Raw genomic sequence first — 24,342 nt, forward strand, 5'->3', positions numbered from 1 at the left:
CCCTGGCGCTGCTGGTTAAGCTTACCCTTGATAATACGCGGCAATTTGCCAAGTGTTGTCCGTTTCGAGTTGGGTACTATTTTTTGGTAGGCTGTTAATGCGCTTTGGCCAGCGGAATCAGCCTGCCCTTCAAAGTACATACCCTGGCCAATAAACACGCCGAATTGCAGTAAAAACCCAAGTCCAGCAAGTGCTGCAACAGCTCTCCAGCGATGCCAGGACCCGCTAGACTGACGAGCAATCACAAAATCGCCTTGGCACAAATTTGTCAGGGTTGTTTTATTACGTGTATAGCACTCACATAGGAATTCAAATTCACTTAAACCAAACTGCTCAACTGAGATAGACAGGTGTGGGTACTGCTCTATTTGAGCAAGCAACATCTTAGCCGCTTCCATATAGTCAGCTGCAACCCAAACCTTCATCGAAAGCTCGCGTGCTTCCTCATCTTCACTTGGCGCAAGAAAAACACTGTCTAAATATGGAATGAGGTTATCAGGCTTTAAGGAAATCATCTTTCCTTCGAGAGAACGAACGATTACTGAGCCGCTAGACAAACAAAGACTAAGGTCATCTTCAGCAATAGGCAGACACTGCGCATCGAGATACACGCCAGCTAAAGGAATATCGGCCATTTCGCTATTAAAAGACTGAAAATTTGACTCGAACAAAGAGTGGTCGATATTAATGACCGAGTAAGCGCCTCGTTTGCTTTTTGGCCCCAAACAAATATGTATTTGCTCAATATCTTGCGCAACCTGCTCTTCTACTGCAAAGGGTAGCGCTTGCTGCAGGTAACGAGCCTGACCTCCTGGCAGACTCACTTCGCTTACAAAGGCGGCTGAAGAAGGCCAAAGCGCAATCAGTTCAACATTCTCGATACCATTCTGCATTAAGGTCTGATCGATTATTTCCAGACTCGAACGCGCGCCATATTTAAGTTGCTCACCAGCAATATCATAGAGCGCCCATTCATATAACGCTCCTTCTACCTGATGTACTTTATGTGGCCTTACAAACAATGTATTTGGCATGAGTTTACTCTATCTGTTTTGAACGACGCTAATCGTTTTATTATAGCGCCACTTGCTCTTTGGTAATTAAATATTTTTGGCCCTGGTTACGACTAAGAACCTGTAAAGACCCGTCTTCGTTACTCCGATAGAGTACACTTCTTAACCTGACCGTGCGCTCGGAAAGTGTCACTTCGGTCGCTAACTCGTAAAAGTCAGATCGAACCCCGATGTAATTAAAGTTTATTTTTCCATCCGCAACTAAAGTCTCAGCCTTAAACTCGTCAATATTCTTCCAGGCCTTATCCTGACGAGCTTCTACCAAGCTATCTGCCTGGGCATCAGTAAGGGTTTCACTTAAACTCTGTAAAACTTCCGCTGTTGCAGTATTTACATTAACGGGAGCCCAACCCTGAGGCAATACAGTGACATGCTCTAATAGTTTTTTGAAGTCTTCATTACTGATTGTGGGAAGTAATCGTAATTCTGATATATCGAGCATAGGCTGGCCAGCATTTCTATAAGGAGGGTCTAAGGACAAATACTCGCCATCTTCCGCCCCATCAAAACCACTTGAGTCCTGATTTTCATCAAGCCAGTCAATAATTTGCTCAAGCTTTACCGTTTCGATCGCCAAACGATTAAATAAACGAGTGAAGCGTTCCTTCATTACAGGGATAACTTCCCCTGTCACACTGACTAGGTCATTTAGATTCAGCTTCCCTTGAACATCATTAAACTGTGACGAAACAATTGCACCTTCATAGGGTCTTGTTAAAGAGGACTCAAGAAAGGCTAGGTCATCATAGAATTCTTTTTCTACATCTTTATCATTATCCCAATCATCTTTTAGCCACCACTTTGCATATAACTCGGAGCCAATCGCGTATTGATACGCTTGAGACTGGGCAAATAAATTACCGGCCTGCTGAACAAAAATACTCTGTCTGTTGTACATACCGACAGACAGTATAGAAACTAATGCGAAAACAAAGATGACAATCATCAAGGCGACCCCGCCCTGTTTTTTAACTGAGCATGGGTACTGAATACCGTATGTTCTATATAGCAGAGGCATCAGTCTTTAGCCTTCTGGCCATCAAGACCGTTATCTGAAGATGCGCCGCCACTTAATTCAAGCTCTTTGCCGGAAAAATAGCTCCCTACCTCAAACAAGCGCTTCACCTTGCCGAAGCGTTTATGTGCTATTTCGATTTCAATTGCCTTGGGTAAGCTGTTGTTTGTTTGACGCGGGTCAGGTGAAGTGGTCTCGCTGTCAAGCGATTCAACAGGCCACTTACCCACCCATGCATCGCTCTCATTCAAAAAACGAAAATCAAGAGATTCAATATCGTTTAAGAGAGTCTTTCGAATGCTTTCACTGTCCTGAGTCTGATCAAGCGCTGTCCAGTAGTGCCTTACAAGCTTTTCACTATCCAGCTCGTAGGCGACACGTTGAATCTCGGAACGCTTATCGTCTAAAGGATTACGCCAGCCTACTCGGCTAAATTGGATTTTATAAAAATCAGAGCTGCTATCCAGTGCGTTTTGATAGTCGCCATACTCGTCTCGTATCGAACGACCAATGACTTGCGAAAGGTCGCGCTTAACGATCAGCATTGCTTTTTGAATTTGATTCAGCTCTTCGAGATGAACCTGAGTACGATCACTACTTGTGATCGCTGAGTTCAATACCTGCCAGGCGCCCAAACCAATTAATGCAGTAATACCTATCGCGATAAGGACTTCTAGCAATGTGAAGCCTTGTTGAGATGCAAGGGCTTGCTTGATTTTGGTGGAATCCAGCATTAGTAGCGCCCTAACATACTGGAAAGTGTTAGTTTTTTGCTCTTATCGCCACTCTGCTCATCGATAAGATAGACATCTACGTCGAGCTTGTTGATATCGGCATTTGCTGTTTTGCTAACCTTAGAAACCACCTGCCATTCTTGATTCGCAAACTCGATCTCTTCTTTATATTCTTTAATTGCAGGCAGTGATTTTGAAAGCTGAAGCTCTGTGATCTTATTTTCCGCAATCCAAGAAGCAACTATCTTATGCCTTACGTTAAAATATTGGCTAACGGTTGATGCCGTCACCTCTTGTTGAATCATGGCTACCGAGACGAAGACCAGCATAGCCATCATTACTTCTAAAAGTGTGAAGCCCGCATGCTTGGTTATCTTAGAAAGATTACGTTGCCTGATAGACCTATGCATTAGCCTGCATCCTCATCCTGTTGCAGGAAGGGTACAACAATCTCACCTTGCTCATCAGTCTTGATTTCGATCCGGCTATCGCTGTCGCCCATGAGTTGAACACCAATAACAAACTGATCAACTTCACCACTGGATAGCAGCATAAAACTAGGTTTTTTTGAGGATTCTTCAATTTCCAGAGTGTCAGTGTTGCCGATATACTCGCCTGATACAGAGGTGCCGAGGATTTCGCGCCCTTTCCCTTCCCGCTGAAAGTCTAATGTTAACCACTCGGGCAAACTTCGGGGTCGTAAGGCTTGCTTAGTAGAGCTTTCCCACTTTGAAGCTTCTTCGTCCCAAACCAGAAATTCGTAGCCTTCATCCTCAATCAATACGCCAATTTCTTCATTGGAGTAAATAGCCTCATCGGCAGCAAGACGAAGCAAGGCTTGCATACGAGTTACCTCGTTGATCATTTCGCGCGTCTGATTACCACCGCCAACCGTCATTAAGGCGAGAGACGAGATTAAACCAAGCAAAACCAGAACAACCAGCAACTCAATCAAAGTAAAACCACGACCGCTAACGGTTGAGGTTTTAGACCCGATCACTGGCCTAACCCTAGCGAACATTCCCTTAAGGGGAAGCATATAATGTTTACTCTTCCATCACGCCGTCTGATTAATTCATATCGTGATTGCTGATATCTTCACCACCATCTGTACCACCTTCACGCCCATCGGGACCAAAAGAGTACAAATCATAAGGGCCTTCAGAACCTGGGCTGACATATTGATACTCATTCTTCCATGGGTCGATTGGAACATTTGGAAGGTAACCATCCTTGCTCCAGTTTTTTGCTTCTGGTGAACCGGAAGGTTTATTAACTAGTGCCTCCAAACCTTGTTCCGTACTTGGGTAAGAGAAGTTATCTAGCTTATACATATCTAAAGCATTACCAATATTACGGATCTGGGTTTTAGCGACGCCAATTCTGGCTTCTTCGCCTCGGCCAAGAATATTGGGTGCCACAACCGCCACTAAAAGACCTAGGATCACCATGACCACCATTATCTCGATTAGCGTGAAACCGGATTGCTTAACATGTGAACGTTTCATCTTACTTCCTTATCTAAGTAGGTATTTATAATTTCTTGTGATAACTGCACAACCAAAGTGGCCGACGATTTTATACCAAAATCTATGCAACCAAATTACTCATATTCAATATAGGCAACATAATCGCCAAGACAATGACCAAAACCACGCCGCCCATAAAGAGCAACATGAGCGGTTCAAACAAACCAACGATTGTTTCGATTAGTCCTTGCAGATCGCTTTCCTGATGCCGTGCTGTTCTTTCAAGCATTTCATCCAACTCGCCACTAGACTCGCCGCTGGCGATCATATGAATCATCATTGGTGGAAAGTAGCCTGTTTGCTCAAGAGAATTGTGCAAGTTTGCACCTTCACTCACTTTCTGCGCTGCTTCAGCTAAGGATGCTTTGAGGCAATCGTTTGTTAAGACCTCGGAAGATATGCGCATCGCATCAACTAAAGGCACGCCGCTACTATTAAGGATACTAAGCGTACTAGCAAATTGAGAGGTATTGGAGCCCCTCGAAATCTTTTGAATAAATGGCATACCTAACAAGCGCTTATGATACGCAAAGCGGAAGCCATCTTTCTTTAGCATGACCTTAAAGCCCATACCGGCCAAGATAAGGATAATGAGTATCAGCAAACCCCAGTCACCCAAGAAATCGCTCACGGCTAAAAGGCCCTGAGTCAGTGATGGTAGGTCTTGTCCGTTGTTAACGAACACCTCAATGATATCTGGCACAACATAGGTCAATAGAAATACAACGATTGAAACAGCAACGAAGCAAAGTATTACAGGGTATATCGCAGCCAGCTGTATCTTTTGGCGTGCTTGTTGACGTGCTTCGGTATAATCGGCCAGCCGGTTAAGCACCAGGTCAAGGTGACCGGCATGCTCGCCTGCAGCAACCGTAGAGCGATAAAGATTAGGGAAAGCAGCCGGGAATTCAGCAAGGCTATCGGCAAGCGTATAACCTTCTAGTACTTTTGCTCTAACCGCCAGCAACATACTACGAACGTTTGTTTTCTCGCTTTGACTAGCCACCGCACTAAGCGTCTCTTCAATAGGAATACCTGACTGAATCAACGTAGCGATCTGACGGGTAAGTAACGACAGCTCTTTGACACTCAACCTACGCCTTGAGGAACCGCCACCGCTATTGCTCTTTTTCTCAGAACTTTGTTCAACTTCAAGCGGAGCTAAACCTTTTTCGCGCAGTTGCTGTCGAACCTGCCGAGCGCTGTCCGCCTCTATTACACCTTTTTTTTGCTTGCCCTTTTGGTCAAGCGCCTTGTACTCAAATGCAGCCATGACTATCCCCGATGGGTCACCCTTACCACTTCTTCAATCGTGGTAACGCCAGCCAACACCTTCTGAATACCATCATCATGTATGCTTGGACCACACTTACGTGCATAAGTTTCAAGCTCTAGCTCACCGGCTTTGCTATGAATAAGCTCACGCATCTGTTCATCTATTTGCACAAGTTCGTAGATACCAATACGGCCCTTATAACCAAGATGATTACACTCTGGGCAACCTTTTGCTTTGTAGATAGGAGGTTTCGATTGGCCAGGCCCGTGCTCTATATGCAGAAATTCGCATTCGCTGTCATCAGGCTCGTAGGGTTGACGACAGGAGGTACACAGAACACGAACCAAGCGCTGTGCCATAATACCAACAAGGCTCGAGCTAATCAGGAAAGGCTCAACCCCCATATCCATCAATCGGGTGATAGAGCCAACGGCACTATTAGTATGCAAGGTTGATAGCACCATGTGGCCGGTCAAACTGGCTTGAACCGCAATTTCAGCTGTTTCGATATCACGGATCTCACCAATCATTACCACATCAGGGTCTTGACGAAGGATCGCTCTAAGGCCTCGGGCGAAAGTCATATCCACTTTAGTATTAACCTGGGTCTGCCCAATACCTGGCAAGTTGTATTCTATAGGGTCTTCAACCGTCAGAATGTTACGGCTGCGGTCATTAATATGAGATAGACCCGCGTACAACGTAGTGGTCTTACCAGAACCGGTTGGCCCGGTAACCAGTAATATGCCATGGGGCCTCGCCAGAATACTTTTTAAAACATCTGAGTCACGCTCCGATGTTCCTAGGATATCGAGAGACAAACGCCCTGCGTTCTTATCAAGTAAACGAAGTACGATTCTCTCTCCGTTCGCTGAAGGCATTGTCGATACACGGATATCCACTTCTCTGCCACCAACACGCAATGAAATTCGACCATCTTGAGGTACACGCTTTTCAGCAATATCGAGTTTTGCCATAACCTTGATACGAGACACCAGCAAAGGCGCTAGTGCGCGCTTGGGTTTAACGATTTCTCGCAAGACTCCATCCACTCTAAAGCGAACGACAAGCTGTTTTTCAAATGTTTCTATATGCACATCTGAAGCATCATTTTTTACTGCTTCGGTCAAAATAGCATTAATTAGTCTGATGATCGGCGCATCATCTTCTTGCTCTAATAAGTCCTCGGTCTCTGGAACCGAGTTTGCCAAGCTGGCCAGATCCATATCGTCGCCCAGACCTTCGACCATCTGCATTGCTTCTGCAGAGTCATTTTGGTAAGCAAGCCCTAAAGCTTCGTCGAACTCTGCCTCATCAACTTGTTGAAAAGGAACCTCACCAAAAGTTAGACGGTTTACTTCTGCAAAAGCCTGGGAGCTAAGACCCGCCCGATAAAGAATCTCATACTCGTTATTTTGATTTTTCAACAATACTATCCCTTGCTTCTTAGCAAAGGAGAATGGCAACCGCTCAAATGGAAGCATTAAACCAGTATCTTCAACAGAGCCGGATGCGGTGCCGGACTCTTCTAAAGTCGGAATATCCGCTGCATCAGCACTATTATGTTGAGACTCTTCTATCACGGTAACCCCTTAAATTCGGTCCGCCAGGTTAGTATTATTCATAATCCCACGAGCAAGCTAAATTAAGCATTTAACTTAAGTAAGACGAGCATTGTATTGTCTTAATCTTATAAACAATAGACGATTACATTAAAACATCGTAAGACTAATATAAACGCAAAAACACGCTCTTTATTAACTAATTCATATATTTTGTCAGGATAAGCAAAATTAAGTCCTATGAAATACCAAAATACCCTGACAGAACCCCATAAAAAAAGCGCTACAGTAAAACCATTTTTTGAAGACTCTTACATAAGCAAAGCTAGATCTTGTGCTACTATAATGGCTAAGACATAAATATAAATGATCACGGCTGAAACATTGCGAAACTGTGACAGCGACGACTAATCCAGGTTTATTAACATGTTGTTTAACCGGCTTCCCTTAATATCAGCGCTCGCATTATGCGCACTTATTTGCGGAAGTATTTATATACAACTAGCCCCTATTTTCATCCAAGACCTTAAAAAAGATCTTAAGCCTACAACCCCCTCTAGCAGTGTCGCGCAAACAAATACTAACAAGCCGCAAAAAACTCACAACATCTCCAAGTTCAGCCTGTTTGGCGACGTTAACAAGGCCATAAGCAAACCAAAACCAGTCGCCAAAGACCTCCCAAAAACTAGCCTAAAACTTCTGCTTACGGGCGTCATGGCAAGCGGTAATACTGACAATGCCAGCGCCCTTATCCAAGGACCAGATAAACAAACCTTAAACTATCGAATAAATGACGAACTGCCGGGCGGTGCAACACTTAAACAAGTTTATCCAGATCGTGTCGTATTAGAACGCTCTGGGCGATTAGAAAACCTGGTATTTGTCGAACAGCGCCCTATTGGCTTTGAAAGCTATGAGCCAGTGGATGATCCTGAAATTGAGGAAACAGAGAACACCGAAAACAACCCCATCATTACAACTCGCGCAGCAAACCCGGGCAGAACGCAGGGCATAAAAGACCGTTTAAGCAAACTTCGGAAGCGAATGCTTAAAAATAGAGTAAACCAATAAGTCACAATGACTCCGATATTCAATAGCTATTGCTTAGGCCTCACTCTTTTAAGGACCCCGATTTACAAGCGGGTTGTCATAATTTTTTTTATTACGACCTGCGCCTCAGCCCTAGACCTTAACTCTAAAGTTCTCGATTTTATTGACCAGCGCTTCGGCCAGGACGCTGTTAGCCGACTCCAGCAATGGGAAAGAATCGCTAATTACAAACAAAACATTACCCATCAACAAAAGCTAAAACTTGTAAACCAGTTCTTTAATAGAGTGAAGTTCGTATCCGATCAAGAACAATGGAATAAGGAAGATTATTGGGCAACGCCATTAGAGTTTTTGGCAACCAATGCTGGCGACTGTGAGGACTTCTCAATTGCAAAGTACTTTACGCTTCGGGAAATGGGAATCCCTGATGACATGATAAAAATCACCTACGTCAAAGCGCTTGAGCTGAACCAGGCTCACATGGTCCTCGCCTATTACCCGACTCCAGACGCTGAACCCCTCATTCTCGACAACCTGATTAATGAAATAAAACCAGCAGGCCAACGTACCGACCTGGCACCTGTATACAGCTTCAACGGTGAAGGCTTATGGCTTTCGAAGATTAGAGGTCAGGAAGGTAAACGCATTGGCAATGCAGATAAGCTGGAAAGCTGGGTAGAGCTATTGAACAGACATTATAAGTTACTGAAATAAGCATCACCCACCCTTTAACCCACCACAACACAATTTTGTCACTAGACCACACAATGTTGACGTTAACGTCAACGTAAGTATATCATGATAGCTAAAGTAAATTGGCCAAAAAGGGTTGATAGAATGAGCCAACAATTCAGCATTAGCGAACTGTCTCGCGAGTTCGATGTCACCACCAGAACCATACGCTTTTATGAAGCAGAGGGACTTCTGCACCCTACCCGAAAGGGACAAACGCGAATTTATTCAGATGCCGACAGAGTCACACTAAAACTGATTATTCGAGGCAAACGCCTTGGTTTATCGCTTGCCGAGTCAAAAGAACTCATTCAGTTGTACGACCCAAGTGGTGCAAACCAAGTTCAATTACGACGCCTGCTCGATAAAATTAATGAGCGCAGACAAGTCTTAAAGCAACAGGTTGAAGATATTCGTGTTATGCAGCTCGAACTTGATGAAGCCGAGTCTCGGTGCATAGACGCGATAAATAAACAAAAGACATAAACAATCTCTTACCGAATAAATAGAAATGTGAGGCCAACCATGCAATTACTAAATTTTGATTTGTGTGAAACCAATGACATGCTCAGAGACCAGGTCTCTAACTTCGTCGCAAGTGAGATTACGCCCATCGCTGCAAAGACCGATAGTGATAACGAGTTCCCTAACGAGCTTTGGCCTAAACTTGGTGAAATGGGTCTATTGGGCATGACCGTACCGGAAGAGTTTGGCGGCACAAACATGGGCTACCTTGCTCATGTACTGGCAATGGAAGAGATCAGCCGCGGCAGCGCATCGATTGGCCTTAGTTATGGCGCTCATTCAAATTTATGTGTTAACCAAATCAACCGTAACGGTAGCCAAGAACAAAAAGAAAAGTATTTACCGAAGCTTATTTCGGGTGAGCACATTGGTGCACTCGCAATGAGTGAGCCGAACGCTGGTAGTGACGTTGTGAGCATGAAACTTAAAGCCGAAAAACGCGGTGACCATTATGTTCTCAACGGTAGCAAGATGTGGATTACCAACGGGCCCGACGCTAACACCTATGTCATTTACGCTAAAACGGCGCCAGAGAAAGGCCCGCACGGTATAACTGCCTTTGTCGTCGAGCGTGACTGGAAGGGCTTTAGTCGGTCTCCTAAGCTAGACAAGCTGGGTATGCGCGGTTCAAACACCTGCGAACTGGTATTTCAAGATGTCGAAGTCCCTGTTGAAAATGTTCTTGGTCTTGAAAATGCGGGCGTTAAAGTACTAATGAGCGGCCTCGATTATGAACGTGTCGTGCTATCAGGTGGGCCAACGGGCATTATGCAATCTTGCCTCGACCTGGTTATACCTTATATCCACGAACGCAAACAGTTTAATCAGTCGATCGGCGAGTTCCAGTTAATCCAGGGGAAGATGGCTGATATGTACACAGCACTCAATGCCAGCCGCGCCTACTTATACGCCGTTGCTAAAGCCTGTGACCGAGGTGAGACCACCCGTAAAGATGCGGCCGGTATCATTCTATACAGCGCTGAAGCAGCAACTAAAATGGCCTTGGAGGCAATCCAAATACTTGGCGGCAATGGCTACATTAACGAGTTCCCTGCTGGGCGCCTATTACGAGATGCGAAGCTCTATGAAATTGGTGCCGGAACTTCCGAGATTCGTCGTATGCTAATCGGCCGCGAATTATTTATGGAAACGCGTTAACACCCTGCCTCGTTAATTAAAGCCAAGCCTTAGCAAATATTGCTAAGGCTATCGATGGATAGAATCATTTATGACCGTTATACAATCCAACACAGACGCTTTAAGCGCACAGTTTAAAGAAAGAAAGCTTGCGATGGACGAGCTGGTGACTGGGCTGCGTGAAACCATTCAGGCCACCGCAAATAGCGCCGGGCCTGAAGCGGTAAAGCGCCACCTAGCTAAAGGAAAGCTTTTACCCAGAGACCGAGTCACGAGATTAATTGATCCCGGCTCACCATTTCTTGAGTTATCTCAACTTGCTGCCCATGAGGTATACGATGAAAAGGTTCCCTCTGCCGGTGCAATTACTGGCATAGGCCGAATCAATGGCACTGAGTGCATGATTGTTGCCAACGATTCGACGGTTAAAGGAGGCACTTACTACCCTCTTTCGGTTAAAAAACATCTCCGCGCCTTAACCATCGCTGAAGAGAATCGCCTACCCTGCGTCTACCTTGTAGATTCAGGTGGCGCAAACCTCCCTAATCAGGATGAAGTCTTTCCGGACGAGGATGACTTTGGCAACATTTTCTATCGACAGGCCAACATGTCTGCCAAAGGGATTCCACAAATCGCCGTTGTACTTGGATTGTGTACCGCAGGTGGCGCTTACGTCCCTGCAATGGCCGATGAAAGCATAATGGTTCGCAACCACAGTACAATCTTTCTAGCAGGCCCACCGCTAGTTAAAGCTGCAACCGGTGAAGAAGTTAGCGCAGAAGACCTGGGCGGCGCTGATGTGCATTGCAAAACCTCTGGTGTTGCTGATCATTATGCCGACAGTGAAGAGCATGCTATCCAGATCGCTCGAGAATGTGTATCAAATCTTAATTGGCAGAAGCCAAAACAAATGGCTACTCGCCCAGCAAAACCACCTAAGTACCCGGAAAATGAAATTAACGGAGTGGTTCCATCTGACCTAAAAACCCCTTACGACGTGCGAGAGGTCATTGCTCGAATCGTTGATAATTCTGACTTTTCAGAGTTCAAGCAATACTTTGGTGAAACACTCGTTTGCGGCTTTGCACATATATATGGAAACCCGGTAGGTATTATTGCTAACAACGGTATTTTGTTCTCTGAGTCAGCTCAAAAAGGCGCGCACTTTATTGAACTATGCTGCCAACGTAAGATCCCTTTGATCTTCCTACAAAATGTCACCGGCTTTATGGTTGGCAAATCGTTTGAAGAAGGCGGTATCGCCAAGCATGGGGCAAAGATGGTCATGGCCGTCGCTTGCGCTAAAGTTCCGAAGTTTACGATCATTATTGGCGGAAGTTTTGGTGCCGGAAATTACGGCATGTGCGGGAGAGCCTATCATCCACGATTCCTATGGATGTGGCCAAATGCACGTATTTCAGTAATGGGTGGCGAACAGGCTGCAGGCGTTCTGGCACAAGTTAAACGAGATAGTTTGGCTAAACGTGGCATCATTTGGTCTGATGAAGAAGAACAAGCACTCAAGCAACCGATTATCGAACAGTTTGAAAAACAGGCACACCCTTATTATGCCAGTGCACGCTTATGGGATGACGGCATAATCGAGCCTAGCGACACTCGAAAAGTTCTTGGCGTCGCAATCTCAGCTAGCCTAAACGCACCAATAGAAGATACCGAGTTTGGCGTATTTAGAATGTAAGTATGAGCGATCACTCAAATTACTCATAAGGTACAATTCAATGAATCAGGATATTAACCATGCAGCCAGCAAGTACTCTTCAATTTGATAAGCAAATCGCCACCCTTTGCTTATCGCGCCCTGAAAAGCACAACGCTTTCGATGACCAGGTAATTACCGAACTACGCGCACATATAAAAACAGTCAACGACTCAGATGCGCGCGTTATGGTACTCAAAGCTGATGGCAAACATTTCTGCGCCGGGGCTGACTTAGCCTGGATGAAACGTATGGCAACGCTAAGTCATGAAGACAACCTTCACGATGCACGCCAACTTGCTGCGCTTATGCAAGAGTTAAACGATCTTAGGATTCCCACAATAGCACGCGTACAAGGAGCCGCCTACGGTGGAGCAATCGGGCTTATCGCGTGCAGCGACATTGCCATCGCCGATGAGAAATCACGTTTCTGTTTAAGCGAAACGAAACTCGGTTTAGCACCTGCCACCATCGGGCCTTTTGTTGTTGAAGCCATCGGCCCTCGCATCGCAAAAAGACTATTCTTAACTGCTGAAGTATTTAAGGCTCAAGCAGCAAAGGGTTATCAACTTGTCCATGAAGTTGTAGCAACTGAACAATTAGATGAGCAAGTACAGGCTATTGTTGAACAAATTTTAACAACTGGCCCGCAAGCCAGTATTGCAGCCAAGCAGCTAGTGGCTGACATAGTGCAAGCTCCTGAAGACTTAAGTGAACGCACCAGCCAGCTTATTGCTGACTTACGCGTATCGGAAGAAGGTCAAAATGGATTGAAGGCATTTTTCGATAAGCAGCCAGCTCCTTGGATTAAGAGCAATAAGGAGTAAACACAAGCATGAGTGATCAAGTAAGAATTGTTGAAGTGGGTCCGCGTGACGGGCTACAAAACGAAGCTGGAATCGTAAGCTTGGAAGATAAACTCGCCTTAATCGAACAGCTTGGCAAGGCTGGACTGAAGCAAATAGAGGCCGGTAGCTTTGTTTCACCCAAGTGGGTTCCCCAGATGGCCAGTAGTGCAGAGGTTTTCACAAAGCTAAGTCGCAGAGATGATATCTGTTACTCAGCTCTCACCCCAAACCTCAAGGGTTATGAAGCAGCCAAATCTGTCAATGTGGATGAGGTTGCCATATTTACTGCAGCTTCAGAAGGCTTTACTCAGAAAAACATCAACTGCAGCATTGATGAAAGCATTGCTCGTTTCGAGCCACTTATTACCCAGGCCAAGCAGGATAATTTGCGCGTTCGAGCTTATGTTTCTTGCATTATCGCCTGCCCTTACGATGGCATCACTTCGCCTGAAAATGTTACTAAAGTCTGTGAGCGCCTGCTGAGCATGGGCTGCTACGAGGTATCACTCGGCGATACAATTGGCATTGGTACGCCCGTTCAAATAAAAACGCTGCTCTCTCAACTATTGAGACACTTCTCGACCAATCAACTAGCCTGCCATTTTCACGATACCTACGGCCAAGCGCTTGCCAATCAATACGCAGCCCTAGAGTTAGGCTACAGAACTTTCGATACCTCAGTAGCTGGCTTAGGTGGTTGCCCCTATGCAACCGGAGCCTCTGGAAATGTCAGCACAGAAGACACCGTTTATATGCTCCAGGGGGCTGGCATGGAAACAGGTATTGAGCTAGACAAGCTCATTGAAGCAGGAAACAGAATTTGCAATGCAATTGGCCGAACTAATCAATCAAAAGTAGCGCTCGCATTAAAATAACCAGACTCGGAACAGCACGACATGAATCAGCAAAATAACGAATGCCTTTGGCAACCTAGCATAGACCGCATATCGCAGACAGAACTGACTCGATTCATGTCTTATCTAAATCAGCAAAGCGAACATTCATTTGAAAGCTACGATCAACTCTATCGTTGGTCTGTCTCTGATAAGCAGGCATTCTGGTCACAGCTGTGGGATTTCTTTGATGTCAAAGGTCATAAAGGCGAACTCACCTTGCTTAATGAAGACAAGATGCCGGGTGCGCAATGGTTTCCAAATGCGACCTTGAACTTTGCCGAGAATCTGTTGCGCCAAGCTGAAAGCAGCCCTGCATCGATAGCGATTGTTGAACGTGGCGAGCATGGCCTTAGAACAGAGCTTAGTTACCAGGAACTACTCCAGCAGGTTAATAAGTGTGCCACATATCTTAAGCAAGTGGGCGTAGCAAAAGGCGATGTGGTAGCCGGCTTCCTACCAAATAGTTGCTATGCGGTGATTGCCATGCTTGCTACAAGTAGCCTCGGTGCAATCTGGACATCCTGTTCACCCGATTTTGGCGTAACAGGCGTGCTCGATCGCTTCGAACAAACTCGTCCTAAAGTCCTTTTTGCTACAGACGGTTATTACTATGGAAATAAAACTATCAGCAGCCTTGAACGTGTTAAAGCCGTCCAGAAAGGTCTAAGCGAATTAGAAGCCTGCATACTGATTCCTTATCTCAAGCCAAAAGATAGCGACAAAGAAGCCCTTGGTGATTCATTTCATACCTGGGCGGATGTAATGAAGGTAGAGGACAACAGCGCATTGTCATTCACGCAAATGCCCTTTTCGGCACCGCTGTACATCCTCTATTCATCAGGAACAACAGGCAAACCCAAATGCATTGTACATAGCGCTGGTGGTACCTTGATTCAGCACCTCAAAGAGCTTGCACTGCATACCAACGTCAAGCCAAATACCAAGCTTTTCTACTACACAACCTGTGGCTGGATGATGTGGAACTGGCTCGTTTCTGGTCTAGCCTTAGGTGCTACGCTAGTGTTGTATGACGGCTCACCATTCCACCCAGAACAAACCAGCCTGCTTGATATTGCAGACGAAGAAGGTATCGATATTTTTGGGGCTAGTGCCAAGTATTACGCTGCCTGTGAGAAGTTTGGTCTGTCGCCGAAGCATAGCCACCAACTTGATAGCGTCGAAGCATTCTTATCAACCGGCTCCCCCTTGAGCCACGAAAGTTTTGAATATATTTACCGCGACATTAAGACGGACGTATGCGTCTCTAGTATTTCCGGGGGCACAGATATCATCTCTTGTTTTGCGCTAGGAAACCCGAATCTTCCAGTATACAAAGGTGAGCTTCAATGCATTGGCTTAGGGATGGACGTACAATTTTTAGATGATGATGGAACTAGCCTTACACAAGGAAAAGGAGAGCTTGTTTGTAAGCAAGCCTTCCCTTCCATGCCAACCGGTTTCTGGAATGACAAAAATAACGAAAAATACCAAAGCGCTTACTTTAAACGCTTTGACAACACATGGGCTCATGGGGACTACGGAGAGCTTATTGTCCACGAAGCAGATAATGGAACACCAACCCAAACCGGCGTAATCATTCACGGCCGCTCTGATGCAATCCTTAACCCTGGCGGTGTTCGAATAGGTACTGCTGAGATTTATCGTCAGGTTGAAAAGGTTGAGGAAGTGTTTGAGTCAATTGCTATCGGCCAAGAATGGCAAGATGATGTTCGTGTCATTCTCTTTGTTCGTTTACAAGAAGGTTTAACACTAGACACGCAGCTTATCGATAAGATAAAACGAAGTATCCGCGAGAATACTACACCAAGGCATGTGCCCAATAAGATTCTTCAAGTCACGGACATTCCCAGAACATTGAGTGGAAAAATTGTCGAGCTAGCCGTTAGAAATGTCGTGCACGGCAAAGAGCTTACAAATATAGAAGCATTGGCAAACCCAGAGGCATTAAACTTATATAGCAACTTAGCGGCCCTGAAAAGCGACTAGCACAATGACTATAAAATCAATAGAGAAGGCAATCTTCTCTATTGATAATAGGCGCTTTACAATAAACCGTAATCGCGTTCCACACGTGAAACCCTGACTTTATAGTCTCTATACCAGCGCTCCTTTCCTAAAGACTGTGCTGCAGTATGTTCTAGATTATCTTTCCACGCTTTAATCGATTCCAGATCACGCCAATAGGAAACCGTCACACCTAGTGAGTCACGTGCTGACTCTAAGCCCAAAAACCCGTCTTGCTCACTGGCAAGCGCTTCCATACGAAGAGATGTGTTAGAGTATTCCTTATCATCGCTACTAAGTACTGAGGTAAAAATGACAGAGTAATAGGGAGGTTGCGGTGTGCCTACAATTGCGTCCATTCTGCTTATTGCTCCTTGTAAAAACAGTTTCTGTAGTGAAAAAACACGTTCCCAGCTTCAACTTACTAACCATAAATTTTGCCCGCGCCCTGCGGGTAAAAGCTACAGTTCAAATAAACTATTTTTTGCTCTTCAAATCAAGAAAAATTGGCTAGATTTTTTAACTCGAGAAGCCAAAACGAGGTTGGCAAAAAAATGCCTAAGTTGGACATCCAGCAAATTCAAACTATAATTTTCCTATGATTTCTCCGGATACGGATACACGATAATGCGAGCATTTATTTCGAAAGCCACGTTACTTTATCTGTTACTCAGCACCACGACCGCCCTCGCTAACAAACAAGATCAAGTAGCTATTTCTTTGGCCTTTACTTTTTCAATGCCCCCATACTTAAGCCAGGATAAAAAAAGCGGTATTGAACGTGACATTATCTATAGCGCACTTACCCAAGCAGGCTACGAATCAATTAGTATTGAGAATGTCCATTACCTACGCGCAATAGAGTTAGTTAAAAGTGGCAGCATCGACGCAATTGTTTCAAATCAATCAAATACGATCTATTCTTCCAATTTGCCGGGTATTTCCACGAGCCACAAAACACTTGACTATGTGGACTGTGCCATCTCACTCGCTAGCCAGAACCTACAACTTAAAACTATATATGATTACTATGACAAGCATATTTGGGCTTTCAAAAGTGCGAGCACTACCTTGGGCCAAGACTTTCAGCTTATGACTCAGAATAACAAGAAGTACACTGAGGATGTTGATCAATTAAAACAACTCGACATGCTCGCAATGAAGCGCATTGACATTGCTATTTCGGATCGAAATATTTTTTCCAGCAAACACAAAAACAGCAGGAAATATCAATCCCTGGAATTTAGCTTCGACAATATTGCTCCCCCCACTTCTCGAGTAATTCGATCGATGGATAGGACATTAATCCAAAAGTTCAATAAGGGCTTGGAGGGCATTCAGGGTAATGGTGAGTACCAGGCTATCTTGAGTAAATATAGAGACTCTTATGCGGGGACTTGCGAATAAACCAGGTTAATTAAATCGCTCGATAGATAATTCCTGGGCGGCACTGAATCATTTCAAAGTACTCCGATAAACCATTAAGTGACTCAGAAGCACCTAAGATCAAATACCCTCCCTTCTTCAAAACACTATGTATTTTGACCAGAATCTTTCGTTTTAATTCAGGTGAGAAATAGATCAAGACATTTCTACAAAAAACCACATCGAGATTAGTTCCAACTCGACCGTAACCTTCCATCAAGTTTAACAACTGAAAATCAATGCTAGTTTTGTACTCAGGTTTAATCTGCCAACGACCATCTTCAAGCGAACTAAAACACTTCTTCAAGCGTTGCTCAGACATTCCGCGCCCAAGCGCCAACATCTCATAGATACCAGACTTCGCGTTAGCAAGCACTGTCGGTGAGATATCTGTCGCGACAACCTTTACCCCCCCCTTCAATCTACCGGGCTTAGACTCTTGAAACTCTTTCGCAATGATAGAGATCGAATAAGGCTCTTGACCTGTTGAGCATGCTGCTGACCATATTTTCAAGGGTGCAATAGTATTCTGCTTATCTGCTTCAACGAAGATTTTTTCTTTTAGAACAGTAAAAGGATGAGAGTCTCGAAACCATAAAGTTTCATTTGTAGTCATCGCATCAATCACTTCTTCTCTGAGATTGCGATGTGAAATACTCTTAAGCTTGGACACGAGCTCACTTAGGCTTGCAATCTGATGCTTTGCCATCACAGGCTTGAGGCGACTACTCACTAGATAAGCCTTATTTTCACCCAACAATATCCCGCACGCTTCCTCTAGAAAGGTGCGGAATAAGTGATACTCCTGAGCTGAACTATCTAATTGCATAGCCACCCTTTAACGAGCATGTTGCGCTGTACATCTAAGCTTTCGTCTTGATACGATCAATGATATCCATCACTTTTTCCGCAAGTTCATCCGGACTAAACTTGGCCATAAAGTCATCGGCACCAACTTTTTCTACCATTGCCTGGTTAAACACACCACTCAATGAAGTGTGCAGCATAATATAAAGTGGTGCTAAACGATGATCATCCTTACATAAGGTCGTCAAGGTGTAGCCATCCATCTCTGGCATCTCTACGTCTGAAATCATCAAATCAATATGATCATTAAGGTGTGACCCGTCCGCCACAAGTTCCCTTAGATAATCGTAGGCCTGTTTACCATCATTCTTGGTAATTACTGTAATGCCGATAGCTTGTAGGCAGTTTTGTATTTGCTTACGCGCAACCACCGAGTCATCAGCGACCAGAACGGTAGGCGGCGATTCACTATTACGTTCACACACCTGTTCTACGAACTCTTCGTTAACGGTTTCTTCTACAGGCGCCACTTCAGAAAGAATCTTCTCTACATCGATAATTTCTACAAGCTTATTATCGATACGAGTGACGGCAGTCAGGTAATTTTCGCGTCCGGCACCCTTTGGCGGCGGATGAATCTCTTCCCAATTAAGGTTAACGATACGTTCAACATCACCAACCAGGAAGCCTTGAGTCTTTCTGTTGTATTCAGTAATAATGACAAAGCTATTGGGAATTGTCTCTTCCGCAATCGGCATCTGTCCTGTTGCCATCCCCATATCCATAATAGGGATAGTTCCACCACGAATATGCGCGACACCGCGAACAACAGGATGTCGTTGTGGCATCATAGTTAACTTAGGGCACTGCAATACTTCTTTAACCTTAAAAACGTTAATTCCGTATATCTGCTGACCCTGAAGCTTAAACAACAATAATTCCAGTCGATTCTGCCCAACGAGCTGAGTTCGTTGGTTAACACTGTCCAGAATACCGGCCATATATATAGCTCCCCTAACGATGTTCAGAGCGGTATGTTACTTGCTTAAGTATTTAGCAGAATGCTTGATACTTAAGCAAATAGGTAAAACCCTGAGCAACGATTTGTACTTTTGACGCAACACTCAGTTTACGCAATAAAGTACTTGTTATTACACGTGCTTTTTAATTTTTTGCACAGCTAACAATAGCATAGGACATAAAATGAAAATTAGTAGGCAAATATTCTGGTTACCGCTTCTTTTTCTGAGCACACTAGTTATCGGGAGCGAGACCGTAACTTTGGAGAATAAGCATAGTCACGCTGCGCCTGAAGAATTAGCAAAGAATGAAACCTCAGACAATAACTTCGACCTTAAAACGCTAGTCTCGGCATACCTTGAGCAGTTAGCCGCTGATTATGCGGACAAAGGTTACCGCTCAGAATACAGGGTCGGCAATATTGATCCATACCACAAAAACAAAACATGTAGCGAGCAGCCACAACTTAAGCTGAATCGCCCTCCTCTCACACAAAACCGAATAACAATCGAGATTCGCTGCGAAGGTCTTAAACCTTGGAAACTCTATATTGGCTCAGAATTCGACCTTTACGCTCATACAGTTGTCGCAACGGGGGGTATCCGGCGTGGCCAAGTGATCTCTATAAATGACATCAACCTAGAAGAAATAGTTATTAACCGAACACACTATTCACATTATCAACAGCTATCTGACGTCGAAGGTATGGTAGCTCGGCGCTCAATTAGGCCCGGATCAACAATTCAACCTGGCCATTTAACACCGCCAAAGCTGGTTAAGCGCGGCGATAATGTTGTAATCGTTGCCAGCAATAGTGCAATTTCGGTTAGAATGAACGGCACCGCTATGACTGACGGGGCGTTGGGGCAGCAAATACCCGTACAAAACCTGCAGTCGAAGCGTGTTGTAAAGGCTCGCGTAAGTGAGCCCGGCCTTGTAATAATAACACTTTAGAAAAAAACATAATTTACTGTAAGATTTAGCTAAAGTATTAAGATCGCATGCCGATATATTAGGCATAGAAAGATTTAAGGATGCATCACCATGAATATTGATATAAATGGCATTGGCTCTAATCGCACAGATGGCCCCAAACGAAATCAGGCTGGAAAGTCTGTTGAGAGCATTAGTAACCCCGCTCAAGGGCAGCCCCCTTCAAGCGAAAATGCTAAAGACAGCGTTAGCTTTAGCTCCTCGGCACAAAATCTTGCTCGCATTGAAGCAGAGATTAAATCACTGCCTGAAGTAAACCAAAGCCGCGTCGATGAGGTAAAAGCTCGTATAGAACGTGGTGAATATCAGCCAGACTCTGATAACTTGGCTCGAAAAATGCTTGATTTGGGGTAATTATCATTAATTACTCCAATGAGGTCTACTATGTCAGAGTTTACCGAGCAGCTTAAGAACTTACTCCGTCAAGATATTGTCGATCTAGATACCTTAAAGAAGCTCTTGGACCAAGAAAAGCAAACCCTAACAACGCGCAACACCGATCAAATTTCTCTATTATCCAAACACAAAACTCAAACTGTCCAACAATTAGAGTCTCGCGGAAAAATTAAGGCCAGGTTAATAGCCGAGTCTGGGCTTGGCATTAAACCTGGACACGTTGAGGAAAAGCTACAAACACTAAATGATGATGATTTAGTTAACTTATGGCAAACTTCCCGCGAGAAAATGCAACAATGCAAAGATACTAACCAGGTCAACGGAAGCATTATTAGTCGCTCCTTACAGCGCACGAATAAGTTGATGACAATCATCCGCGGCCAAAACAAAACGCAAAATCTTTATGGCCAACAAGGTAAAGAGCAAAGTTACGGATCCACCCATCGCATTGGCCAGGCCTGATACCCCACCCCCAACTACTCATGAATGCCCTTTATGCTTGTCAAAAGAAACAAGGGCTATTCACCGAGATTCACACAGCAAAGTAGACAGAGAATACCTTAACTGTGCGCACTGTGACCTGATATTTGTTCCTAAGCAGTTTCACATCTCGCCCGGGTATGAAAAATCAATCTATGATTTGCATGAAAACAACCCCGAAGACAAAGGATATCGGCGCTTTCTAGAGAAGTTATCTATGCCGCTGATATCTCAACTAGAACCCTTTGCCAATGGGCTTGATTTCGGCTGCGGACCCGGACCAACTTTATCAATCATGATGCGTGAAAAGGGCTTTAACGTAGAAGAGTACGATCCTTTCTACATGCCAGACAAAAGCCCTTTAAGTGGCCGCTACGACTTTATTACCAGTACAGAGGTTGTCGAACATCTGAGCAAGCCAAAAGAGGTATTTGAGCTCTTGTTTAAGATGCTGAAAAAGAAAGGAGTCTTGGGCATTATGACAAAACAACCCCCAAAGCAAGGCATCGTGAATTGGCAGTATACGAAAGACCCAACTCACATCAGCTTCTATTCCGTTAAAACCTTTCAATATATTGCTGCATTGTTCGACTGCCAGCTAGAGGTCATCTCTTACGACACAGTATTGCTAATCAAAAGATAAAACAGTACTCATTTACTTTTGCTCAGCGCCTAATAATCAACCCCTTCACGAGCCTTAACGCCCGCCTTATAGGCGTGCTTGATCTCTTTAATCTCTGATACCGTATCAGCTAACTCCTGCAACGCAGAGCCACCACCTCGTCCGGTAACAATCACGCTTTGCTCAAAAGGCCTATCTCGCAAAGCAGAAAGAATTCGTTCTTCTTCAAGGTATTTATAGGCAATCATATAGGTCAGCTCATCCAGCACGACCAAGTTGTAGCTGTCATCTGCAAGCATTTTCTCCGCTACCTTCCAGGTTTTTTCGGCCGCTTCGATATCTGCTTCTCGATCTTGCGTGTTCCAGGTAAAGCCAGTCCCCATTTGATAGAAGTCTACATCTGGCAATTTGTTTTTTAAGTAAAGCTCTTCACCTGAAAGCTGTGCCCCCTTGATAAACTGTACTACTCCAACCTTATGGTCATAGCCCAAGGCCCGCAAAACCATGCCAAAAGCAGAACTGCTCTTTCCCTTGCCATTTCCTGTAAGCACTATTAAGACACCACGTTCAATATTGGCTGCCTCGATATTAGCGTCTACATTGGCCTTTTGTTTTTGCATCTTCTTTTTATGTGAAGCATTTTTATCTTGCTTTTCCAAGGTCGTACTCCTTCAGGAAGGTAGGTTAGATTATTTATTTTATGAGCGGGCTCTGACTTGATCTAAAGCACTGCAAACGGACTTCATTCCATCAATCACGCGAAGTGAAAAACGATGCATTACGTCACCATTCACGGAAAATATATGCTGATTTCTTACTGCTGGAATCTCGCGCCAGGTAGCCCATTGTTGTGCATCGCCCAATTCTGCACCATGATGCGAAGGAACAATGATCACTTTAGGTTTCGCCTTGAGAATAACCTCTAGACTCACTTGCGGATAATCTAGCGAAGTATCATCAAATATATTTACTCCACCACAACTCGTTAAAATTTCATTGATCCAGCTGCCCGCACCTATCGTTCTTAAGGGCTCATTCCACAACTGGTAAAAGAAGCTTATTGGCGCTTTATGATGATTCTCTTTCTGTATGCCCTGCCAGTCTTGCTTAAACGTTGCAACGAGCTCCGCGGCTTTCGCATTCAGCCCAGTCAAGGCCCCCAGCTCTATGATTTCCGTTTCAATATCTGCCATACGCTTGGTTTCACTACGATAGACCTTTAAGCCCAAGCGTTCTAGGCGATCAATATCACCGGCAGGATTGCCTCCTTCCCAAGCAACAATCAAGTCCGGTTTTAAGGCGAGCACACTCTCAAGTTGAATCCCATTGTAACCACCGACCTGAGGTATTCTCTTAGCTTCATCAGGAAAATCAGCATAGCTTGTCGTTGCTACGATTCTACTTCCAGCACCTAGAGAAAATAATAACTCAACTGAGTGTGGAGAAAGCGCTACGATTCGCTTTGCAACAAAGGGTGCGTGGGAAGTTTCGTCACTATGAGACAAGGAAGCTTGAAAAGCCAAGACTAGCAAAAGCAATAGATTAAGTACTCTGAACATAAGCACGATTTACCATCCTCGACGACGAAGAACCAGAAGAAAGAAGGCACTACCAATTGCTGCTGTAATGACACCAACGGGTAGCTCATTATTATCGATCAAGGTACGTGCAAGCACATCAACCCATACCATGAAACAACCACCCAATAATACACACGCCGTTAAAACGTGCTTACTCCGGCGCTCTAGCAACCTTCTAACAATATGGGGCACCATTAAACCAACAAAGCCTATGCCACCACAATTTGCAACCAACGTTGCCGTTAACAAAGAACTAAGCAATAACATAGAAATTCGCAAACGCTTTACATCCACTCCTAATGCGGTCGCACTTTCATCCCCCGCAAGCATGACACGCAAACGCCGGTGATTGGCAAAAAATATTGCGATACAAATAAGAATAACTAAAGACGGCATCCATAATGCTCCCCAGTGAGCTTTACTAAAACTACCCATAGTCCAAAAAATAAGCGATGCAACGGCTTGAGCATCAGCCATATATAAAACCAAGCTCGTTGCCGCGCTGAACATAAAAGAAACCGCAACGCCGGCTAATAACATTCGTTCAATTTGCGCCCCCATACCCGAAAGAGAGATAACCAGAATAACCGACACAGCACTGCCAATAAACGCTCCAGCAGTGATACCGAGATCATACAGACCAGCATCACTTAGCATTGAACTAGCTCCACCTGCGGCAATGACCAGCACAGCGCCAAATGAGGCGCCTGAGGAAATACCAAACAAATAAGGGTCAGCCAGCGGATTTCGAGTAACCGTTTGCAGAACTGCACCGGCTAAAGACAAACCAGCCCCCGCAAAGAAAGCAAGTATCAGGCGTGGAAGACGCAGATCGAGTAGTACTTGCTCATGGATAGGGTCTGCCGATGCCTCACCCGTAATAACACTAATGATTTCGGC

The 24,342-nt window shown here is 44.7% G+C and carries 27 protein-coding genes; 13 read left to right on the forward strand and 14 right to left on the reverse strand.

Annotated features, from left to right (window positions below; genetic code table 11):
- The 8 genes from gspL to gspE form a co-directional block, all read right to left on the reverse strand.
- Positions 1 to 1,034: type II secretion system protein GspL (gspL, locus tag A3729_RS20720; protein ID WP_068634234.1), on the reverse strand; the 1,034-nt coding region annotated here is incomplete at its 3' end.
- Between the two features lie 40 nt (positions 1,035 to 1,074).
- Positions 1,075 to 2,091, reverse strand: coding sequence for a type II secretion system minor pseudopilin GspK (gene gspK, locus A3729_RS20725; RefSeq protein WP_068511059.1), 1,017 nt, complete (start codon positions 2,089 to 2,091; stop codon positions 1,075 to 1,077).
- On the reverse strand, positions 2,091 to 2,822 hold the full coding sequence (gene gspJ, locus A3729_RS20730) for a type II secretion system minor pseudopilin GspJ (RefSeq protein WP_068511061.1): 732 nt from the start codon (positions 2,820 to 2,822) through the stop codon (positions 2,091 to 2,093). The genes gspK and gspJ overlap by 1 nt, the downstream gene beginning before the upstream one ends.
- A complete protein-coding gene (gene gspI, locus A3729_RS20735; protein WP_068511063.1) occupies positions 2,822 to 3,232 on the reverse strand; it encodes a type II secretion system minor pseudopilin GspI in 411 nt (136 codons plus the stop codon). Before gspI ends, gspJ begins: the two co-directional genes overlap by 1 nt.
- On the reverse strand, positions 3,232 to 3,861 hold the full coding sequence (gene gspH, locus A3729_RS20740) for a type II secretion system minor pseudopilin GspH (protein ID WP_068634235.1): 630 nt from the start codon (positions 3,859 to 3,861) through the stop codon (positions 3,232 to 3,234). Before gspH ends, gspI begins: the two co-directional genes overlap by 1 nt.
- A gap of 31 nt (positions 3,862 to 3,892) precedes the next feature.
- A complete protein-coding gene (gene gspG, locus A3729_RS20745; protein WP_068511068.1) occupies positions 3,893 to 4,330 on the reverse strand; it encodes a type II secretion system major pseudopilin GspG in 438 nt (145 codons plus the stop codon).
- Positions 4,331 to 4,412: 82 nt separating this feature from the next.
- Entirely contained in the window at positions 4,413 to 5,624 is a 1,212-nt protein-coding gene (gene gspF / locus A3729_RS20750; RefSeq protein ID WP_068511069.1) for a type II secretion system inner membrane protein GspF, read from the reverse strand.
- Positions 5,625 to 5,626: 2 nt separating this feature from the next.
- Positions 5,627 to 7,111, reverse strand: a complete 1,485-nt coding sequence (gspE, locus tag A3729_RS20755; RefSeq protein ID WP_068511084.1) for a type II secretion system ATPase GspE — start codon at positions 7,109 to 7,111, stop codon at positions 5,627 to 5,629.
- Positions 7,112 to 7,615: 504 nt separating this feature from the next.
- Here gspE and A3729_RS20760 point away from each other — a divergent pair.
- The 8 genes from A3729_RS20760 to A3729_RS20795 all read left to right on the forward strand — a co-directional run bounded on the left by A3729_RS20760 (position 7,616) and on the right by A3729_RS20795 (position 16,101).
- Entirely contained in the window at positions 7,616 to 8,260 is a 645-nt protein-coding gene (locus tag A3729_RS20760) for a type II secretion system protein N (protein ID WP_068511072.1), read from the forward strand.
- Between the two features lie 6 nt (positions 8,261 to 8,266).
- Positions 8,267 to 8,953: a transglutaminase-like cysteine peptidase gene (locus A3729_RS20765; protein ID WP_082865153.1), complete on the forward strand. Its 687-nt coding sequence runs from the start codon at positions 8,267 to 8,269 to the stop codon at positions 8,951 to 8,953.
- Positions 8,954 to 9,076: 123 nt separating this feature from the next.
- The gene (locus tag A3729_RS20770) at positions 9,077 to 9,457 is read left to right on the forward strand and encodes a MerR family DNA-binding transcriptional regulator (protein ID WP_068511073.1); all 381 of its coding nucleotides are present in this window, start codon (positions 9,077 to 9,079) and stop codon (positions 9,455 to 9,457) included.
- Positions 9,458 to 9,496: 39 nt separating this feature from the next.
- Positions 9,497 to 10,654 carry an isovaleryl-CoA dehydrogenase gene (locus tag A3729_RS20775; protein WP_068511075.1) on the forward strand — a complete coding sequence of 386 codons (1,158 nt, stop codon included), beginning with the start codon at positions 9,497 to 9,499 and terminating at the stop codon, positions 10,652 to 10,654.
- A gap of 70 nt (positions 10,655 to 10,724) precedes the next feature.
- Positions 10,725 to 12,332, forward strand: coding sequence for a carboxyl transferase domain-containing protein (locus A3729_RS20780; RefSeq protein WP_068507216.1), 1,608 nt, complete (start codon positions 10,725 to 10,727; stop codon positions 12,330 to 12,332).
- Between the two features lie 59 nt (positions 12,333 to 12,391).
- A complete protein-coding gene (locus A3729_RS20785; protein WP_068507218.1) occupies positions 12,392 to 13,177 on the forward strand; it encodes an enoyl-CoA hydratase-related protein in 786 nt (261 codons plus the stop codon).
- An 8-nt stretch (positions 13,178 to 13,185) separates the two neighbouring features.
- Positions 13,186 to 14,073, forward strand: coding sequence for a hydroxymethylglutaryl-CoA lyase (locus A3729_RS20790; protein WP_068507219.1), 888 nt, complete (start codon positions 13,186 to 13,188; stop codon positions 14,071 to 14,073).
- A gap of 21 nt (positions 14,074 to 14,094) precedes the next feature.
- On the forward strand, positions 14,095 to 16,101 hold the full coding sequence (locus A3729_RS20795) for an acetoacetate--CoA ligase (protein WP_068507221.1): 2,007 nt from the start codon (positions 14,095 to 14,097) through the stop codon (positions 16,099 to 16,101).
- Between the two features lie 56 nt (positions 16,102 to 16,157).
- On the opposite strand, the gene A3729_RS20800 is transcribed toward A3729_RS20795, so the two are convergent.
- The gene (locus tag A3729_RS20800) at positions 16,158 to 16,478 is read right to left on the reverse strand and encodes an antibiotic biosynthesis monooxygenase (protein ID WP_068507222.1); all 321 of its coding nucleotides are present in this window, start codon (positions 16,476 to 16,478) and stop codon (positions 16,158 to 16,160) included.
- A gap of 268 nt (positions 16,479 to 16,746) precedes the next feature.
- Here A3729_RS20800 and A3729_RS20805 point away from each other — a divergent pair, with 268 nt between their 5' ends.
- Positions 16,747 to 17,526 carry an ABC transporter substrate-binding protein gene (locus tag A3729_RS20805; protein ID WP_068507224.1) on the forward strand — a complete coding sequence of 260 codons (780 nt, stop codon included), beginning with the start codon at positions 16,747 to 16,749 and terminating at the stop codon, positions 17,524 to 17,526.
- Positions 17,527 to 17,536: 10 nt separating this feature from the next.
- Here A3729_RS20805 and A3729_RS20810 read toward each other — a convergent pair whose 3' ends face one another.
- A complete protein-coding gene (locus tag A3729_RS20810; RefSeq protein ID WP_068507226.1) occupies positions 17,537 to 18,373 on the reverse strand; it encodes a protein-glutamate O-methyltransferase CheR in 837 nt (278 codons plus the stop codon).
- Positions 18,374 to 18,407: 34 nt separating this feature from the next.
- Positions 18,408 to 19,352 carry a chemotaxis protein CheV gene (locus A3729_RS20815; protein WP_068507228.1) on the reverse strand — a complete coding sequence of 315 codons (945 nt, stop codon included), beginning with the start codon at positions 19,350 to 19,352 and terminating at the stop codon, positions 18,408 to 18,410.
- Positions 19,353 to 19,554: 202 nt separating this feature from the next.
- Here A3729_RS20815 and flgA point away from each other — a divergent pair, with 202 nt between their 5' ends.
- From flgA to A3729_RS20835, 4 genes are all read left to right on the forward strand, one after another.
- Entirely contained in the window at positions 19,555 to 20,325 is a 771-nt protein-coding gene (gene flgA, locus A3729_RS20820) for a flagellar basal body P-ring formation chaperone FlgA (protein WP_068634236.1), read from the forward strand.
- A gap of 90 nt (positions 20,326 to 20,415) precedes the next feature.
- Complete coding sequence (gene flgM / locus A3729_RS20825; RefSeq protein ID WP_068507233.1) at positions 20,416 to 20,718, forward strand: flagellar biosynthesis anti-sigma factor FlgM; 303 nt, start codon at positions 20,416 to 20,418, stop codon at positions 20,716 to 20,718.
- A 30-nt stretch (positions 20,719 to 20,748) separates the two neighbouring features.
- Entirely contained in the window at positions 20,749 to 21,222 is a 474-nt protein-coding gene (locus A3729_RS20830) for a flagella synthesis protein FlgN (RefSeq protein ID WP_068507235.1), read from the forward strand.
- A gap of 37 nt (positions 21,223 to 21,259) precedes the next feature.
- The gene (locus tag A3729_RS20835; protein ID WP_231872240.1) at positions 21,260 to 21,883 is read left to right on the forward strand and encodes a class I SAM-dependent methyltransferase; all 624 of its coding nucleotides are present in this window, start codon (positions 21,260 to 21,262) and stop codon (positions 21,881 to 21,883) included.
- A 29-nt stretch (positions 21,884 to 21,912) separates the two neighbouring features.
- Here A3729_RS20835 and cobO read toward each other — a convergent pair whose 3' ends face one another.
- From cobO to A3729_RS20850, 3 genes are all read right to left on the reverse strand, one after another.
- Complete coding sequence (gene cobO / locus A3729_RS20840) at positions 21,913 to 22,521, reverse strand: cob(I)yrinic acid a,c-diamide adenosyltransferase (protein ID WP_082865318.1); 609 nt, start codon at positions 22,519 to 22,521, stop codon at positions 21,913 to 21,915.
- Positions 22,522 to 22,560: 39 nt separating this feature from the next.
- Positions 22,561 to 23,421 carry a cobalamin-binding protein gene (locus tag A3729_RS20845; protein ID WP_082865058.1) on the reverse strand — a complete coding sequence of 287 codons (861 nt, stop codon included), beginning with the start codon at positions 23,419 to 23,421 and terminating at the stop codon, positions 22,561 to 22,563.
- Positions 23,422 to 23,430: 9 nt separating this feature from the next.
- Positions 23,431 to 24,342 (reverse strand): iron ABC transporter permease (locus A3729_RS20850; RefSeq protein WP_068634237.1); only part of this gene is annotated, 912 nt, incomplete at its 5' end.

Source organism: Oleiphilus sp. HI0043 (assembly GCF_001634935.1).